This window comes from Klebsiella sp. 141162 (assembly GCF_050600755.1).
GTDB classification, from domain to species: domain Bacteria; phylum Pseudomonadota; class Gammaproteobacteria; order Enterobacterales; family Enterobacteriaceae; genus Klebsiella; species Klebsiella aerogenes.
In genome coordinates this window covers 22314-39302 of the sequence record NZ_JAQIRI010000001.1, presented here as the reverse complement: position 1 = coordinate 39302, position 16989 = coordinate 22314, and the positions used below count along the sequence as shown (strand labels likewise).

Here is a 16989-nt window from a genome sequence, read left to right as displayed (position 1 = left end):
TGGCTCCACAGCACACAAGGCTTTGAGCAATAACGCATCAAACATTATCAACGGATTTCTTTTCAGGTTTGTGATGCAAATTCTTCATGTTGTAACGGCTTTGCGGCAAAGTGATAAAGAACCATTTACATAGCAGGGTTATTTATATAAGATGCATTTGAAATGCATCAATAGGATAATATTTAAGGAAGCTGCTATGCTCGACGCTCAAACCATCGCCACGGTCAAAGCCACCATTCCCCTGCTTGTAGAGACCGGCCCAAAGTTAACCGCGCATTTTTATGATCGTATGTTTACTCATAATCCGGAGCTCAAAGAGATCTTCAATATGAGTAACCAGCGTAACGGCGATCAGCGCGAAGCGCTGTTCAACGCTATTGCCGCCTACGCCAGCAATATCGACAACCTGCCGGCCCTGCTGCCGGCGGTCGAAAAAATCGCCCAGAAACATACCAGCTTCCAGATTAAACCGGAGCAGTACAATATCGTCGGCAGCCATCTGCTGGCGACCCTCGACGAAATGTTTAGCCCGGGCCAGGAAGTACTCGACGCCTGGGGCAAAGCCTATGGCGTGCTGGCGAACGTCTTCATCAATCGCGAAGCGGAAATCTATCAGGATAACGCCAGTAAAAATGGCGGTTGGGAAGGTACCCGTGCGTTTCGCATTGTTAAGAAGACCCCGCGCAGCCAGCTTATTACCAGCTTTGAACTGGAGCCTGTCGACGGTCAGCCGGTCGCCGATTACCTGCCGGGACAGTATCTGGCTATCTGGCTGAAGCCGGAAGCCTTCGAATATCAGGAAATTCGTCAATACTCTCTGACCCGCAAAGCGGACGGTAAGGGCTATCGCATCGCGGTGAAACGCGAGAATGGCGGCCAGGTGTCTAACTGGCTGCATAACCACGCCAGCGAAGGCGACGTGGTCTATTTAGCCGCACCGGCAGGCGACTTCTTCCTTAACGTGGAAGCGCAGACGCCGGTGACCCTGCTCTCCGGCGGCGTCGGCCAAACGCCAATGCTGGCGATGCTGGATACGCTGGCGAAAAGCCATCATCAGGGCCAGGTGAACTGGTTCCACGCGGCGGAAAACGGTGACGTTCACGCTTTTGCGGACGAAGTGAAGGCGCTTGGCGCGACGCTACCGAAATTTACCTCACACGTCTGGTACCGCAGCCCGAGCGAAGCCGACCGTCAGGCAGGACGTTTTGATAGCGAAGGTTTGATGGATTTAGCGCCGCTGGCGGAAAATATTCGCGACCCGCAGATGCAATTCTATCTCTGCGGCCCGGTAGCGTTTATGCAATTTGCAGCGAAGCAGCTGGTAGAATTAGGGGTCAATAAAGACAACATTCATTACGAATGTTTCGGCCCGCATAAGGTTCTGTAAGCCCCGACGCGCGGGGATTTGTAGAAGGCCACCAACACCGGCAGTTTCAGCAAGCGTGGTGAATAAATTAACGGCAGGCCGCACGGACCGTAGGCCGGGTAAGCGCAGCGCCACCCGGCAATACTGCAGCGAGCGGCGAGGATTAAATCGCCGCGTCGTCTTCTTCACCGGTACGGATACGAATCACCCGCGCCACGTCGAAGACAAAGATTTTACCGTCACCGATTTTACCGGTCTGGGCGGTACGAATGATGGTATCGACGCAGGTATCAACGATATCGTCAGTCACCACGATTTCAATTTTCACCTTCGGCAGAAAATCCACCATATATTCCGCGCCGCGGTACAGCTCGGTATGCCCTTTCTGACGACCAAACCCTTTGACTTCCGTCACCGTCATGCCGGTGATACCGACTTCCGCCAGCGCTTCACGCACGTCATCCAATTTGAACGGTTTAATAATCGCATCAATCTTTTTCATGGTTTTCCTGTCTTTGTCGCGTAACCGGTTGCTTACCGTATCATAGCTTGCGCTATGCCGCGGGGCTACTCTTTAAAGTCGTTGGCGTCGAGCTCGTGGCGCGACAGCAGTTTGTAAAATTCGGTGCGGTTGCGCCCGGCCATCCGCGCGGCATGCGTCACGTTACCTTTGGTTATCTGTAAAAGCTTACGCAGGTAGTTGAGCTCAAACTGATTACGCGCCTCAACGAAGGTCGGCAACGCGGTATTCTCCCCCTCCAGCGCCTGCTCCACCAGCGCATCGCTGATCACCGGCGATGAGGTTAGCGCCACGCACTGTTCAATCACGTTAACCAGCTGGCGCACGTTGCCCGGCCATTTGGCGGCCATCAGCCGCTTCATCGCATCGTTGGAGAAGGCGCGCACGAAGGGTTTGTGACGGTCGGCGGACTGGCGCAATAGATGATTAGCCAGTAGCGGAATATCCTCCGCGCGCTCGGAAAGCGGTGGGATCTTCAGGTTAACCACATTGAGCCGATAGAACAGATCTTCACGAAACTCACCGCGCGCCATCGCCTTCGGCAGATCGCGGTGGGTCGCCGAGATAATGCGCACGTCGATGTCGATATCGCGGTTGCTGCCCAGCGGGCGCACCTTACGCTCCTGTAAGACGCGCAGTAGCTTTACCTGCAGCGCGACGGGCATATCGCCGATTTCATCAAGGAACAGCGTACCGCCCTCGGCGGCCTGAAAAAGCCCTTCGCGGTTGCTGACCGCGCCGGTAAAGGCGCCGCGCGCGTGGCCGAACAGTTCGGACTCCAGCAATTGCTCCGGCAACGCGCCGCAGTTAATCGCAATAAACGGTTTTTCGTGGCGCGGACTGGCGTTGTGGATCGCTTGGGCGACAATCTCTTTCCCGGTACCGCTCTGGCCGATAATCAGCACGCTAACGTCCGACTGCGCCACCATACCGGCCTGCTCCAGCAGCCGCAGCATCTGTGGGCTACGGGTGACGATCGCCTGTCGCCAGCGCTCGTCGGTGGCCGGCGAGCTCTGCTCGAGAGCATCATCAATCGCTTTATACAGCGCGTCTTTATCGACCGGTTTAGTCAGAAAACTAAAGACCCCTTGTTGGGTAGCGGCAACGGCGTCTGGAATGGAGCCGTGGGCAGTCAGGATGATGACCGGCATGCCGGGCTGCGCCTTCTGGATTTCAGCAAACAGCTGCAGGCCGTCCATTTCATCCATGCGTAAATCGCTCACCACCAGGTCCACCCGTTCGCGCGTCAGCACGCGCAGCGCCTCGGGCCCGCTTTCCGCCGTGACCACGCTGTACCCTTCGCTGACCAGACGCATCCCCAGCAGCTTTAACAGCCCCGGATCGTCGTCCACCAGCAGCAGGTGGGCGGGTTTACGGATCGTCATGGATCACCTCCGGTACCTTATCGCTACCGCTATTAAAATTGCCGCCGGGCTTACGGCTGGAGAGCTGGCGCTCAATATCGGTAAGGTTTTCCAGCTTGCGGGTGGTCAGCTCCAGTTGGCTACGCAGCTGCTGCTCCTGCTGGCGCAAGGTTTCCAGTTCAGCATCGCTTGATTGCTGGAGTTTGCCGTAGCGGGAGCGCTCCTCGAATAACTGCAGCTGCCGGGCTTGACCGTCGCGCCACAGCCGGTATAGCGGGCGAACCTGCGCGGCGATTTGCGGGCTAAAGCTGTCGATGCGGGCAACCATTTCGCGACGCTCGTCGGGGGTGATTTTGGCGTCGGCCAGCAGAATGCCGCGTTTGAAAGCATCCTGCCAGTTATCATCATTATGCAATTTGGCTTCGGCACGGGCCTGTACCGGCGCCAGGCGATCCGCGCAGTCAATGCCGCGCAGCCAGTACAGCGGGTTTTTATCACTGGCATCGTTTTCCAGCGACCAGATATTGGCGCAATCTACGGAGAGAAAATCCGCCACCTGATGTTCCGGCAGCTCGGGCGGCGCATTGCCGTCAGCGGCGCGCGGCGACATAGCGGCGGAACAGCCCGCCAGCGTCAGGCAGCATAGGCCCGACAGCAGCCATCCCCGTAAAGGACGGCGCAATGCGAAAAAGTGGGACATATTCACCCAATGTTGATTCATGTGTTGGTTTTTCCCGGCTCAGCGGCGGGGAGCGAGATGCGAAAACAGATGAACCCGGGATTGTCATCGACCAGGCTCAGCTCTCCCTGCATTTGCCGTACGCAGTCGCGGGCGATACTCAGCCCCAGACCGCTGCCTTTTACTGCCCCTTTACGCAGGTGGCTTCCCTGATAAAAAGGCTCGAAAATCATGTTTCTTTCGGCGGCGGGGATCGGCTCGCCGCTATTGGCGACATCGATACGAACCTGCTCGCCGTGGCGGTAACTATGAATACGAATGTTACCGGATTCAGCGCCATAGTGCACCGCATTGGAGTACAGATTATCAAGCACGCTGGTCAGCAACGTCGGCTCCGCCAGGCAGAAGCGTTCATCCAGCGCCAGCTCGGTAGACATCATCTTGGCCCTTGCCGGTAAACTATGCGCGGAAACGACGGTCTGCGCCAGTTCGGCAATATCCACCTTCTGCCGCTCGACCGGGCCATCGGCCAGTTTACGGTTATAGTCGAGCAGTTGTTCGATTAGCTTTTGCAGATTACGGCTGCTGTTATCGAGGATCTCAACGATTTCTTGCTGCTCCGTCGTCAGCGGCCCCGCTACCCGGTCCGCCAGCAGTTCCGTTCCTTCACGCATGCTGGCGAGCGGTGTTTTCAGTTCATGTGACAGATGACGAAGAAACTGATGGCGTTGGGACTCCAGCCACGCCAGACGTTCGCTCAACCAGATAATCCGTTTACCGACCGATCGCAGTTCGCGCGGGCCGGTGAACAGCGCCGCATCATCCAGCGACTTCCCCTCCCCCAGGCGGTTAATCATCTTCTCGATGCCCTTCACCGGGCCGATGATCATGCGGGTAAACAGCAAAACCAGCGTCAGGCTCAGCAGAAACAGAACCAGCGCCTGCCATCCGAAAAACTGCCCGCGCTCGGCAATCTCCTGCTGTAGCTGCTGGCCGCGGGAGAAGATTACCGTTCGGGTCGCCTGTACCATTTCATTGTTAGCATCGGCAAAGGCTTCGAGGCTCGCCGCAGCTTTGGCGTCCGGCGCGCTATTATGGCAACGTAGTTGGGCCAGATCGGCGAGGTTTTGCCGCAGGGTCTGCCAGATGTCAGCATCCGGCAACACGTCAGAGAGCGCCTCAAGCATTTCGCTATAACGCTTACGTTGATTTTGATAGACCCGCTCAAGGGTAGGATCGTCCAGCACGCAATACTGGAGATAGCTACGCTCCATTTCCAGCGAGGCGTTGACCATCGCTTCGCTACGCCGCGCATCCGTCAAGGTGGTGCGGTTAATATGCGCGGCCTGGGCGCTGAGCGCGTTCAGGCTTTGCCAGGCCTGCCATGCCAGGACAAGCAGCGGCAACATGATCAGCACAAAGGAAAGCGTCACCAGTTGGCGCAAGGAACGGGGGAAAAGAGAGAATCGCTTCAAAGATATAGCCTCAACCATTAGCTCCTGAAGATGCTAACTGAGGATGGCGGAAACATCCACGGCAGAAACAATAAAGGCAGGCTCTAAAGCCTGCCTTTATTAAGGAATGAGGCGGTGCCTTACTCGACGTTTCGCCCGATGACTGATAAAGCAGAGCTGTTATCAGGAGTTGGACGGCAGGCACCTGTTTGTGCGTCATTCGAAGTTTATGTAGCGCTTCCCGAAGGGGCTGACATAAGAAGGTGAATGAGCCACTGCCAATTATTATGCATGAAGTGTGCCACCTTTCAAAACAAATTATTAACAGCATGATATATAAAGAATTACATGTAATTCCGCTTCAAAAGCCTATCGCACAACATTCGGCCTTTGTGTCGCTAATTAGCAACACCAAATAAGCATATATATAGAATCTTTTAAAATCAGTGTGTTAAGTGTCGCCTTTTGGAGACACCCCAAAACCGCGTTTGTCGGTAATTCCCGACACCGTCACGCGGCCCCGATCACAAATAAAAAAGCCCCCTGATGACCAGGGGGCTCATTATCAACAACGCGTTACGTAAACGGTATTAACCCAGTTGCTTACGCGCGTTGCGGAAGATGCGCATCCATGGGCTGTCTTCACCCCAGTTTTCCGGGTGCCAGGAGTTGCTGACAGTACGGAAGACGCGTTCCGGGTGCGGCATCATGATCGTCGCGCGACCGCTTTCGCTGGTCACTGCGGTAATGCCGTTCACCGAGCCGTTCGGGTTCGCCGGATAGGTTTGCGTCACTTTGCCGAAGTTATCGACGAAGCGCAGCGCCACCAGGCCTTTGCTTTCAAGCTGAGCCAGATGCGCGCTATCACGAACTTCCACCTGCCCTTCGCCGTGCGAAACGGCAATCGGCATCATCGAACCGGCCATCCCCTGCAACAGCAGCGATGGGCTTTGGGTAACTTCAACCAGGCTGAAACGCGCTTCAAAGCGGTCAGAGTGGTTGCGTACGAAGCGCGGCCACAGGTCGCTGCCAGGGATCAGTTCACGCAGATTGGACATCATCTGACAACCGTTACACACGCCCAGCGCCAGCGTCTGCGGGCGGTGGAAGAAAGTGGCGAACTCATCGCGTACGCGTTCGTTGAACAGAATCGATTTTGCCCAACCTTCACCTGCCCCCAGTACGTCACCGTAGGAGAAGCCGCCGCAGGCCACCAGCGCATGGAAGTCGCCAAGACCGGTACGACCCGCCAGCAGATCGCTCATATGCACATCGATGGCGTCGAAGCCGGCGCGATGGAAAGCGGCGGCCATTTCAACATGGGAGTTAACCCCCTGCTCGCGCAGCACGGCCACTTTCGGGCGCGCGCCGGTCGCAATATACGGCGCGGCAACATCTTCATTGATATCAAACGACAGCTTAACGTTAAGACCCGGGTCGCTATCGTTAGACTTCGCCTGATGCTCCTGATCGGCGCACTCCGGATTATCGCGCAGACGCTGCATCTGCCAGGTGGTTTCCGCCCACCACATACGCAGCGTGGTGCGGCTTTCGCTGAACAGCGGCTGACCGTCGGCGGTGATAACAAAACGATCCCCCGCCGTCGCCTGGCCTAAGTAGTGCACGCAATCTGCCAGACCATTCATCGCCAGCAGCGCTTCTACCGCTTCGCGATCCGCGGCGCGAACCTGAATCACCGCGCCCAATTCTTCGTTGAACAACGCAGCCAGACGGTCGTCGCCCAGCGCGGCGATATCGGCAGTTACGCCGCAGTGACCGGCAAAAGCCATTTCCGCCAGCGTCACTAACAAGCCGCCATCGGAGCGGTCATGGTAAGCCAGCAGCTTACGCTGCGCCACCAGCGCCTGCATCGCGTCCCAGAAGCCTTTCAGCTGCGCGACATCACGCACGTCGGCCGGCTGGTCGCCTAGCTGACGATAGACCTGCGCCAGCGCGGTGGCGCCCAGCGCGTTACGCCCTTTGCCGAGATCGATCAGCAGCAGGGCGTTGTCTTCCGTAGAGAGCTGCGGGGTCACGGTGCCGCGCACGTCTTCAACGCGGGCAAACGCGGAGATAACCAGCGACAGCGGCGAGGTCATTTCGCGCTGCTCGCTGCCTTCCTGCCAGCGGGTTTTCATCGACATTGAGTCTTTGCCCACCGGGATAGTCAGGCCCAGCGCCGGACACAGTTCTTCACCGACCGCTTTTACTGCTTCATACAGACCGGCGTCTTCACCCGGGTGACCGGCTGCCGCCATCCAGTTTGCCGACAGTTTAACGCGGTTGAGTTCGCCAATCTGCGTAGCGGCGATATTTGTCAACGCCTCGCCGACCGCCAGACGGGCTGAGGCGGCAAAGTCGAGCAGCGCAACCGGCGCGCGTTCGCCCATCGCCATCGCTTCGCCGTAGTAGCTATCGAGGCTGGCAGTGGTCACCGCGCAGTTAGCGACCGGGATCTGCCACGGTCCTACCATCTGATCGCGCGCTACCATACCGGTCACGGTGCGGTCGCCGATGGTCACGAGGAAGGTTTTCTCGGCCACCGTCGGCAGATGCAGCACGCGGTTAACCGCATCCGCAATCGTCATTGGTTGACGATCCAGCTCACTGCCCTGTGCTTTCAGCGTTTGCACGTCACGCGTCATTTTCGGCGTTTTGCCGAGCAGGACGTCCAGCGGCAGGTCGATTGGCCGATCGTTAAAGTGGCTGTCGCTCAGGCTAAGGTGTTGCTCCGCCGTGGCTTCGCCAATCACCGCGTAAGGCGCGCGCTCGCGGCGGCACAGCTCTTCAAACAGCGGCAGCTGTTCCGGCGCGACCGCCAGAACATAACGTTCCTGGGATTCGTTACACCAGATCTCCAGCGGACTCATTCCCGGCTCATCGCTGAGGATATCGCGCAGCTGGAAATTCCCGCCGCGGCCGCCATCGCTCACCAGCTCCGGCATGGCGTTAGAGAGACCGCCCGCGCCAACGTCGTGGATAAACAGAATCGGGTTCGCATCGCCCAGCTGCCAGCAGCGGTCGATCACTTCCTGACAGCGGCGCTCCATTTCCGGGTTGTCGCGCTGTACGGAGGCAAAATCCAGATCGGCATCAGACTGGCCGGAAGCCATGGATGACGCCGCGCCGCCGCCGAGACCGATATTCATCGCCGGGCCACCCAGCACGATAAGCTTGGCGCCAACGGTGATTTCGCCCTTCTGGACGTGCTCGCCGCGGATGTTGCCAATACCGCCCGCCAGCATGATCGGTTTGTGATAGCCGCGCAGCTCTTCGCCATTGTGGCTGGTCACTTTCTCTTCATAGGTACGGAAATAGCCATTCAGCGCCGGACGACCAAATTCGTTGTTAAACGCCGCGCCGCCCAGCGGGCCTTCGGTCATGATATCCAGCGCGGTCACGATACGCTCAGGTTTACCGAAATCCTCTTCCCACGGCTGCTCAAAGCCCGGAATACGCAGGTTAGAAACCGAGAAGCCGACCAGGCCCGCTTTCGGCTTCGCGCCGCGTCCGGTTGCGCCTTCGTCGCGGATCTCGCCGCCGGAACCGGTCGCGGCCCCTGGCCACGGCGAAATTGCCGTCGGGTGGTTGTGGGTTTCAACTTTCATCAGAATGTGCGCCGGCTCCTGATGGAAGTCATAGCGCCCGGTCTGATAGTCGGCGAAATAGCGGCCGACTTCGGAACCTTCCATTACTGCAGCGTTGTCTTTATAGGCAGACAGCACATATTCCGGGTTTTTCTCGAAGGTGTTTTTGATCATTTTAAACAGCGACTTCGGCTGTTTTTGGCCGTCGATAATCCAGTCGGCGTTAAAAATTTTGTGACGGCAATGTTCCGAGTTGGCCTGCGCGAACATATACAGCTCAATGTCGTTCGGATTGCGGCCAAGTTTAACGAATGCGTCCTGCAGGTAGTCGATTTCGTCATCGGCCAGCGCCAGCCCCAGACGGAGGTTGGCGTCAATCAGCGCCTGACGTCCCTGGCCCAGCAGGTCTACGCTGGTCACTGGCGTCGGCTGATGGTGAACAAACAGCTTCTCTCCCTCTTCCAGCTCAGTGAAAACGCTCTCCATCATACGATCGTGCAGTTCCGCCGCAACGGCGTCCCACTGCGCGTCGCTCAGACCCTGTGCTTCAACGTAGTACGCCACGCCGCGTTCCAAACGCACGACCTGCGATAAACCGCAGTTATGGGCGATGTCTGTAGCTTTGGAGGACCAGGGAGAGATAGTGCCGGGGCGAGGGGTGACGAGCAGTAATTTACCGGTTGGCGTATGGCTGCTGAGGCTTGGGCCATATTTGAGCAGTCTGACCAGTCTTTCGCGCTCCTCATCGCTTAGCGGGGCGCTCAGGTCGGCAAAGTGAACATACTCCGCGTATAAGGTGCTAACCGGCAGGTTGGCCGCCTGAAAACGTGCCAGCAGTTTGTTGATACGGAATGCCGACAGTGCAGGTGAACCACGCAAAATATCCATCATAAGTCTCTCGTCTTCGAAGCTTTCAAGGTGAGCCAGGGGGAAACGGCCGCCATTATAGAGAATCCTGAGCCCCGACGAAACCGTTTGCGTAGAAATAAAATGATTCATCAGTTTTATCAATAAATGTGACATGAATCGCGAATAAGTTGCCAACTGGCGCATTCTTAAGCAAAATGCCGCTCAACTTACGGCAACCTTTAACTTTTTCCGGATATACCCAGCTGAGGAACTCCACGCTGCAGAAAATTAACTATTTGAAAAAATTAAAGATTAATTATCTGCTGATCGGCGTCGTCACCCTTTTGTTGGCGGCGGCGCTGTGGCCGTCTTTGCCGTGGATGGGAAAACCGGAGAACCGCGTGGCCGGGATCATTGCCCGCGGCGAACTGCGCGTGAGTACCATTAACTCGCCGCTGACCTATGCTGCCATCAACAACAAAGACTACGGTCTCGATTACGAGCTGGCGAAACGCTTCGCCGATTACCTTGGGGTGAAGCTGAAAGTCACCGTGCGGCAGAATATCAGCCAGTTGTTCGACGATCTCGATGCCGGTAAAACCGATATGCTGGCCGCCGGGCTGGTCTATAACACCGAGCGGGTGAAGAACTATCAGGCAGGCCCTACCTATTATTCCGTTTCGCAGCAGCTGGTCTATCGCGTTGGCGGTAATCGCCCGCGCACGCTGGCCGGGATTAACGCCGAACAGCTCGCCATCGCCCCAGGCCACGTCGCCCTCAACGACCTGCAGGCGCTGAAGGAGAGCAAATACCCGGACCTCAACTGGCGCGTCGATGAAAAACGCGGCACCACCGCCCTGATGCAGGCGGTCATCGACGGTACGCTGGAATATACCGTCGCCGATTCCGTCGCCGTCAGCCTGTTCCAGCGCGTGCATCCGGAGCTGGCTGTGGCGCTCGATATCAGCGATGAACAGCCGGTCACCTGGTTTAGCGAAAAAAGCGAAGACAATTCATTATCGGCAGCCATGCTCGATTTCTTTAATAGTATGAACGAAGACGGCACTCTCGCCCGCCTGGAAGAGAAGTATCTCGGCCACGGCAACGACTTCGACTATGTTGATACCCGCACCTTCCTGCGCGCGGTGCAAAATACGCTGCCGGATCTGAAGCCGCTGTTTGAGAAATACGCCCGGCAGATCGACTGGCGACTGCTGGCGGCGATTGCCTGGCAGGAGTCGCACTGGGACCCGCAGGCCACCTCGCCGACCGGGGTGCGCGGCATGATGATGCTAACCCGCAATACCGCCCAGAGTTTAGGTCTGACCGACCGTACCGATGCCGAACAGAGCCTAGACGGCGGTATGCGCTATCTGCAGGATATGATGGCCAAAGTGCCGGACTCGATCCCGAAAGAGGAGCGGATCTGGTTTGCGCTGGCGGCTTATAACATGGGCTACGCGCATATGCTTGACGCGATGGCGCTGACTAAAAAACAAAAAGGCAACCCGAACAGCTGGTCCGACGTTAAGCAGCGTCTGCCATTGCTGAGCCAGAAGCCCTACTACAGCCGCTTAAAATATGGCTACGCCCGCGGCCATGAGGCCTACGCCTACGTGGAAAATATTCGTAAGTACCATATCAGCCTGGTTGGATATTTGTCTGAACAGGAAAGGAAAGCGGCGCAGGAGATGGCGATTGCTGAAGATTATCCAGCCGTCACGCCGGAAGAACTCGATGGCGAGCATAAAGAGTATGCGATGCCCTTCTTTAGATTCCGCGGCGAAAAGCTTGTCGACAACGTTAAACTAAAGTTGCCGACAGCAGGACGTTAGCCCTCCTCCTGCCGCGCTCTTTTCAACGCTTTTTTCTCTTCCCGCCGCCAGCGGAAGAAATCGCTCAGCATCGTGGAGCAAGATTCAGCCAGAATTCCCTCGGTAATTTCAACGCGGTGGTTCATCCCCGGATGATGCAGCACATCGATTAACGACCCGGCCGCGCCGGTTTTAGCATCGCGGGCGCCGAACACCAGCCGCGAGATGCGGCTATGCACCATCGCCCCGGCGCACATCACACAGGGCTCCAGCGTGACGTACAGCGTGGCATCAATTAAACGATAGTTCTGCAGAACCAGTCCACCCTGACGCAGCGCCATTATTTCGGCATGGGCTGTGGGGTCGTGACGGCCAATCGGCCGGTTCCATCCCTCGCCGATGACCTGATTGTTATGCACCAGCACAGCGCCCACCGGCACCTCGCCCTCTTCCCAGGCGCGTTTCGCCAACGTCAGCGCATGGCGCATCCAGTATTCATCGTTAAATTCGTGGTCAGACACAGCGGCACTCCTGCAGAAAAAGCGGGGCGCATTATACATGGGCGCTATATATCACCCAAATAATTCGCCGGCAGCGGAATTATTCGAGCTGCTGGAGATCGCCCTGCGGCGTCACCCGCCAGCGGTGCTGGCAAAAACAGAGTAGCGGGTTATCCTGCTCGCTATCGCTATAGCCGCTGTATAAACGTAGCGGCGCGCCGATCCGCTGTTCCAGCTGCGCTACTTTCTCATGGCCCAGGCAACGCAGCGTCAGCACCCAGCCGCCGCGACGACGGCTCATGCGGCTGGCGATAAGTTTTACGCGCGGCAGCCAAAGCGTATCGGCATAGACCTGTTCCACCAGCGACTGCGGTGAGCCGGTAATCAGCCAGACGTCGGCATCAGTACTGGTTAAATAGTCGTTTAGCCGGCCCTGCACCACCGGAAAGGCGGTCACGTGCTGGCGAAACCAGCTAACGAACGCCGCCTCCAGACGCTTAAGATGGCTTTCACGCCGCCCGCAGGTAGCAGCCCACAGCAGCAGGCTCATCGGCCAGCGCGCCGCGCGACCGTTAACCAACAGCCCGAGCAGTACTACTGGCGAGAAGGCCGCCACTGCCAGCACGTTGAGCGGCTGACGACGTAAAAGATAACGAATAAAGCTGCCGAACATATCCTGCTGGTGCAATGTGCCATCAAGATCGAAAAACACGACTCGTCGCGCGTTACTGTTCAAACCGAACTCCTTTCTGGTACGGATTTTCCTGGCGATGTCGATAGCTTAACAGGCTTGCCGCGACGAGCGCGAAATTGTCTGCCGTGGTTGAGGTAAGATTCAGAATCTGACCCGTTCGCATAATTCTTCACAGCAGAATTTTTAATTCGTATTATTCCACTTATAATCGAATACAAAATTCTTTCAGCCGCTAACGCCCTCCTTCGGAGAAGCCATGAACTGTTTAATCCGCATCCGCCAGCGTTACCCGTCGCTGGCGGCGAGCGACAAAAAACTTGCTGACTTTATTCTGGCTCAGCCGGACCAAACCCGCCATCTCAGCTCGCAGCAGCTGGCGGGCGAAGCGGGAGTCAGCCAGTCCAGCGTGGTGAAGTTCGCGCAAAAAATGGGGTTCAAAGGCTTTCCGGCATTAAAACTGGCGCTCAGCGAAGCGCTGGCCAGCAGCCCGGACCCGCACTCGGTGCCGGTACACAACCAAATCCGCGGCGACGATCCACTGCGTCTGGTGGGCGAAAAGTTGATCAAAGATAACATCGCGGCGATGCACGCCTCGCTGGACGTCAACAGCGAAGAGAAACTCCTGGAGGCGGTGACTCTGCTGCGCGATGCTCGCCGGATAATCATTACCGGTATCGGCGCCTCCGGGCTGGTGGCGCGCAATTTTAGCTGGAAGTTAATGAAAATTGGCATCAACGCCGTCGCCGAGCAGGATATGCATGCGCTGCTGGCAACGGTGCAGGCGATGTCGGCGGACGATCTGCTGCTGGCTATCTCCTATTCCGGCGAACGCCGCGAGATCAATATGGCGGCTGCTGAAGCGCTACGCGTTGGCAGCAAGATCCTCGCGATCACCGGGTTTACTCCCAACGCCTTGCAGCAGCAGGCTTCGCAGTGTCTCTACACTATTGCTGAAGAGCAGGCGACGCGCAGCGCGGCGATCTCCTCCACCAGCGCGCAAATGATGCTCACCGATCTCCTCTTTATGGCGCTGGTGCAGCAAGATCTCGAACACGCGCCGGAACGGATACGCCATAGCGAAGCGCTGGTGAAAAAGCTGGTCTGAGTAGAAAATGGGCATCTGGCGATGCCCACAAACATTAGATTGTTTTGAGCTGATTGATAATAAAAGGATTGAGCTGTAATAAAAGCAGCAATTTTCGCGGCGCCCCGGTTGGCTGACGCCGTTTAGTTTCCCAGCTTTTAACTAAGTCATAGCTAACGCCTACGGCGAGAGCAAAATCCTGCTGTTTTAACCCCGTCGCTTCGCGAATAGCTTTCACATCGATCGGGCTAAAAGTGTGAACATGCTGCGGCTCAGGGGTTTGCTCACCTTTTTCAATTCTCACCATTTCTTCTGCACTGGCCAGCAGATCGGCAAATAATTCGTCTTTCATCTGTACCTCATCGCCCTCGTGGGCACCACTGACAACGTGGTCCCGTGGAGTGATAGAAACTCAGCGTTATTCCAGCATAGCGGATAACTGTTTCAGCATCTTCTTTTGTTCTTCCGTTAAATCATCCAGCTCATTTTTGGGATAGACCAATGCCAGGTAAATTCGCCCTTTACGCGTCACATTGTAATAAATAATTCTCACCCCGCCACGCTTGCCCATCCCCGGTCGGCTCCAGCGAATTTTTCGAAATCCCCCTGTCCCTGCGATGGTATCGCCAGCCTCAGGATCCTCAATCAACACCTCCTGAAAAACGCGAAACTCGTCATCCGGTAGAAGCGCCTGACGCCGTTTACTGAAACCCTGCAGCTCAATAAAAGTGTACATACCGCATCCTGCGTATCATGATTATAAAATCATCATAAGTGTACGGGGTACAACAAGCAAGTTAATAAATGTACCAGGTACATATTCAGGCTCAACGGGGTTATAAATATAGACGCTAGCGAAGCGCTGGTGAAAAAGCTGGTCTGAGTAGAAAATGGGCGTATAATGCCCGCCCTGTTTGTGTTGTTTCTGAGATTTTCCTGATGGCGCTGTTAATCACCAAAAAATGCATCAATTGCGATATGTGCGAGCCGGAGTGCCCGAATGAAGCCATTTCGATGGGCGAGAGCATTTATGAGATTAACAGCGATCGCTGCACCGAGTGCGTCGGCCACTACGACACGCCAACCTGCCAGAAAGTGTGCCCGATCCCGAATACTATTCTCAAAGATCCGGCGCACGTCGAGAATGAAGAACAGTTGTGGGATAAATTCGTGCTCATGCATCACGCGGATAAGCTTTAACCGCGGGTTTAACTTTCGACGATCACCGTGGCGCAGGCATAGTGGCGTTCATCGGCGAGAGTGACGTGAATAACGCTTACCCCCATCCGTTCAGCCAATAGCTTTGCTTCGCCCCATAGCCGCAGTTTCGGCTTGCCTAATTCATCGTTGAAAACTTCGAACTGATTAAACGCCAGGCCGTTGCGAATACCGGTTCCGAGCGCTTTCGCCGCCGCTTCTTTGACCGCAAAGCGTTTTGCCAGAAAACGCACCGGCTGCTGATGCTGCTCCCAAATGCTCCATTCATGATCGCTCAGCACCCGGCGCGCCAGGCGATCGCCGCTACGGGCGATCACCGCTTCGATGCGGGCGATTTCGACGATGTCGGTACCCAGCCCGAGAATCGCCATTAGCCGCGCGCTTCCAGCATCAGGCGTTTCATTTCCGCGACAGCCTCTTTCAGACCGCTCATCACTGCGCGACCAATAATGGCATGGCCGATATTCAGTTCGTGCATTTCCGGCAAGGCGGCAATGGCTTTCACGTTGTGATAGGTCAGACCGTGACCGGCGTTCACCTTCAGTCCAAGGCTGGCGGCATAGGTCGCCGCTTTGGCGATACGCTCAAGCTCTTTAGCCTGTTCGGCATCGGTTTTGGCATCGGCATAGCAGCCGGTGTGGATTTCAATATACGGCGCGCCCACGTCGGCAGCCGCTTTGATCTGCTCATCATCGGCGTCAATAAACAGGGAGACCAGAATACCGGCATCCGCCAGGCGCTTACAGGCATCGCGCATCTTATCGCGCTGCCCGGCAACATCCAGTCCACCCTCGGTGGTCACTTCCTGACGCTTCTCCGGCACCAGACAGCAGAAGTGCGGTTTTGTCTCGCAGGCAATCGCCAGCATCTCTTCGGTAACCGCCATTTCGAGATTCATTCGGGTATGCAACGTCTGGCGCAGGATGCGCACGTCACGATCGGTGATATGGCGGCGGTCTTCGCGCAGGTGCACGGTAATACCATCGGCGCCGGCCTGTTCTGCAATAAAAGCCGCCTGCACCGGATCCGGATAAGCGGTACCGCGCGCGTTACGCAATGTCGCAATGTGGTCAATATTGACCCCTAACAGTAATTCAGCCATGACAATCCTCGTTAATCATTATTCGTATTATCGGCTCGCGCCTTTCGCGCGGGCATAAACTGGCGAAACAATTCCCGGCTCTTGAGCGGTTTCCCTCCAAGATACGGCTTCAGGGCGATGCGGGTAAAGCGCTTCGCGGCGCGCAGCGTATCTACATCTGGAAACTCGCGGCTAGCCAACGCTTTCAAATGGTGCCCGGTAAACGTGCTGTTATCAATCACCAGGCTGGCGATAAAGCCTTTTTCTTCGCGATAGCGGTAGGTCATGGTGTCATCCACCGGGTCGCCGCTGCCGGCACAGTGGAGGAAATCCACGCCATAGCCCAGGTGCCCGAGCAGCGCCAGCTCAAAGCGCCGCAGCGCGGGCTCCGGCGAACCGCTGGCCCCGGCCAGCGCCTGGATGCAGTGCAGGTAGTCGAAAAAGAGTTCGGAGAAGCGCGTTTCGTGCTCAAGCACGCGGGAGATGAGCTCGTTTACGTAAAGACCGCTGTAGAGCGTGATGCCGCTAAGCGGCAGCGCCAGCGAGACGGCTTCCGCGCTGCGAAGGGTTTTGACTTCGCCGCGGCCGCCAAAGCGAACCAGTAAGGGGGTGAAGGGCTGTAAAGCGCCCTTGAGATTAGAACGTTTGGAGCGTGCGCCTTTGGCAACCAGGCGCACGCGACCGGACTCTTCCGTGAAGACGTCCAGCATCAGACTGGTTTCGCTCCACGGTCGGCTATGCAGGACAAAGGCGCGCTGCCATCCATCCACGTTGCGTTA

Annotated in this window: 16 protein-coding genes; 4 read left to right on the top strand and 12 right to left on the bottom strand. The window is 56.7% G+C overall.

Translation table 11 applies throughout. The annotated features are described in order from the left end of the window. The first annotated feature begins 196 nt into the window (after positions 1–196). Positions 197–1387 (top strand): NO-inducible flavohemoprotein, encoded by a 1191-nt coding sequence (hmpA, locus tag PGR23_RS00185; RefSeq protein WP_045392756.1) that lies wholly within the window; start codon positions 197–199, stop codon positions 1385–1387. Between the two features lie 142 nt (positions 1388–1529). Here hmpA and glnB read toward each other — a convergent pair whose 3' ends face one another. From glnB to purL, 5 genes are all read right to left on the bottom strand, one after another. Further along, entirely contained in the window at positions 1530–1868 is a 339-nt protein-coding gene (gene glnB, locus PGR23_RS00180) for a nitrogen regulatory protein P-II (protein ID WP_002914032.1), read from the bottom strand. Between the two features lie 65 nt (positions 1869–1933). After that, positions 1934–3271, bottom strand: coding sequence for a two-component system response regulator GlrR (glrR, locus tag PGR23_RS00175; RefSeq protein WP_315711271.1), 1338 nt, complete (start codon positions 3269–3271; stop codon positions 1934–1936). Continuing rightward, on the bottom strand, positions 3258–3950 hold the full coding sequence (gene qseG / locus PGR23_RS00170) for a two-component system QseEF-associated lipoprotein QseG (protein WP_047043539.1): 693 nt from the start codon (positions 3948–3950) through the stop codon (positions 3258–3260). The genes glrR and qseG overlap by 14 nt, the downstream gene beginning before the upstream one ends. A gap of 17 nt (positions 3951–3967) precedes the next feature. Next, entirely contained in the window at positions 3968–5404 is a 1437-nt protein-coding gene (locus PGR23_RS00165) for a sensor histidine kinase (protein ID WP_072251588.1), read from the bottom strand. A gap of 569 nt (positions 5405–5973) precedes the next feature. After that, the gene (gene purL, locus PGR23_RS00160; protein ID WP_396279488.1) at positions 5974–9861 is read right to left on the bottom strand and encodes a phosphoribosylformylglycinamidine synthase; all 3888 of its coding nucleotides are present in this window, start codon (positions 9859–9861) and stop codon (positions 5974–5976) included. 173 nt (positions 9862–10034) lie between these two features. Between purL and mltF the strand changes: the two genes are divergently transcribed. Further along, positions 10035–11654, top strand: a complete 1620-nt coding sequence (gene mltF, locus PGR23_RS00155; RefSeq protein WP_396279487.1) for a membrane-bound lytic murein transglycosylase MltF — start codon at positions 10035–10037, stop codon at positions 11652–11654. Here the strand turns inward: mltF and tadA are convergent. Then, positions 11651–12154 carry a tRNA adenosine(34) deaminase TadA gene (tadA, locus tag PGR23_RS00150; RefSeq protein ID WP_289577840.1) on the bottom strand — a complete coding sequence of 168 codons (504 nt, stop codon included), beginning with the start codon at positions 12152–12154 and terminating at the stop codon, positions 11651–11653. The genes mltF and tadA overlap by 4 nt on opposite strands. A gap of 79 nt (positions 12155–12233) precedes the next feature. Continuing rightward, positions 12234–12869, bottom strand: a complete 636-nt coding sequence (gene yfhb, locus PGR23_RS00145) for a phosphatidylglycerophosphatase C (protein WP_396279486.1) — start codon at positions 12867–12869, stop codon at positions 12234–12236. A gap of 214 nt (positions 12870–13083) precedes the next feature. Between yfhb and PGR23_RS00140 the strand changes: the two genes are divergently transcribed. Next, positions 13084–13932, top strand: coding sequence for a MurR/RpiR family transcriptional regulator (locus PGR23_RS00140; RefSeq protein ID WP_045392768.1), 849 nt, complete (start codon positions 13084–13086; stop codon positions 13930–13932). Between the two features lie 34 nt (positions 13933–13966). On the opposite strand, the gene nadS is transcribed toward PGR23_RS00140, so the two are convergent. Together nadS and PGR23_RS00130 are read right to left on the bottom strand one after the other, a co-directional pair. Continuing rightward, positions 13967–14263 (bottom strand): NadS family protein, encoded by a 297-nt coding sequence (gene nadS, locus PGR23_RS00135; protein ID WP_045392770.1) that lies wholly within the window; start codon positions 14261–14263, stop codon positions 13967–13969. 66 nt (positions 14264–14329) lie between these two features. Further along, positions 14330–14647, bottom strand: coding sequence for a type II toxin-antitoxin system RelE/ParE family toxin (locus PGR23_RS00130; RefSeq protein WP_045392772.1), 318 nt, complete (start codon positions 14645–14647; stop codon positions 14330–14332). A 203-nt stretch (positions 14648–14850) separates the two neighbouring features. Here PGR23_RS00130 and PGR23_RS00125 point away from each other — a divergent pair, with 203 nt between their 5' ends. Continuing rightward, the gene (locus PGR23_RS00125) at positions 14851–15111 is read left to right on the top strand and encodes a YfhL family 4Fe-4S dicluster ferredoxin (RefSeq protein WP_015370294.1); all 261 of its coding nucleotides are present in this window, start codon (positions 14851–14853) and stop codon (positions 15109–15111) included. An 8-nt stretch (positions 15112–15119) separates the two neighbouring features. Here PGR23_RS00125 and acpS read toward each other — a convergent pair whose 3' ends face one another. Genes acpS through recO form a run of 3 tightly spaced genes read right to left on the bottom strand, consistent with a single transcriptional unit; the run spans position 15120 to position 16980 of the window. Further along, positions 15120–15500: a holo-ACP synthase gene (gene acpS / locus PGR23_RS00120; RefSeq protein ID WP_045392774.1), complete on the bottom strand. Its 381-nt coding sequence runs from the start codon at positions 15498–15500 to the stop codon at positions 15120–15122. Further along, complete coding sequence (gene pdxJ / locus PGR23_RS00115) at positions 15500–16231, bottom strand: pyridoxine 5'-phosphate synthase (RefSeq protein WP_032715172.1); 732 nt, start codon at positions 16229–16231, stop codon at positions 15500–15502. Before pdxJ ends, acpS begins: the two co-directional genes overlap by 1 nt. 11 nt (positions 16232–16242) lie before the next feature. After that, positions 16243–16980 carry a DNA repair protein RecO gene (recO, locus tag PGR23_RS00110; RefSeq protein ID WP_015370291.1) on the bottom strand — a complete coding sequence of 246 codons (738 nt, stop codon included), beginning with the start codon at positions 16978–16980 and terminating at the stop codon, positions 16243–16245. Positions 16981–16989 lie beyond the last annotated feature (9 nt).

Excerpts from the sequence above, each read along its gene's own strand:
- hmpA (WP_045392756.1), top strand. The coding sequence starts at position 197 with ATGCTCGACGCTCAAACCATCGCCACGGTCAAAGCCACCATTCCCCTG.
- glnB (WP_002914032.1), bottom strand. The coding sequence starts at position 1,868 with ATGAAAAAGATTGATGCGATTATTAAACCGTTCAAATTGGATGACGTG.
- glrR (WP_315711271.1), bottom strand. The coding sequence starts at position 3,271 with ATGACGATCCGTAAACCCGCCCACCTGCTGCTGGTGGACGACGATCCG.
- qseG (WP_047043539.1), bottom strand. The coding sequence starts at position 3,950 with ATGTCCCACTTTTTCGCATTGCGCCGTCCTTTACGGGGATGGCTGCTG.
- purL (WP_396279488.1), bottom strand. The coding sequence starts at position 9,861 with ATGATGGATATTTTGCGTGGTTCACCTGCACTGTCGGCATTCCGTATC.
- mltF (WP_396279487.1), top strand. The coding sequence starts at position 10,035 with ATGCCGCTCAACTTACGGCAACCTTTAACTTTTTCCGGATATACCCAG.
- PGR23_RS00140 (WP_045392768.1), top strand. The coding sequence starts at position 13,084 with ATGAACTGTTTAATCCGCATCCGCCAGCGTTACCCGTCGCTGGCGGCG.
- nadS (WP_045392770.1), bottom strand. The coding sequence starts at position 14,263 with ATGAAAGACGAATTATTTGCCGATCTGCTGGCCAGTGCAGAAGAAATG.
- PGR23_RS00130 (WP_045392772.1), bottom strand. The coding sequence starts at position 14,647 with ATGTACACTTTTATTGAGCTGCAGGGTTTCAGTAAACGGCGTCAGGCG.
- PGR23_RS00125 (WP_015370294.1), top strand. The coding sequence starts at position 14,851 with ATGGCGCTGTTAATCACCAAAAAATGCATCAATTGCGATATGTGCGAG.
- acpS (WP_045392774.1), bottom strand. The coding sequence starts at position 15,500 with ATGGCGATTCTCGGGCTGGGTACCGACATCGTCGAAATCGCCCGCATC.
- pdxJ (WP_032715172.1), bottom strand. The coding sequence starts at position 16,231 with ATGGCTGAATTACTGTTAGGGGTCAATATTGACCACATTGCGACATTG.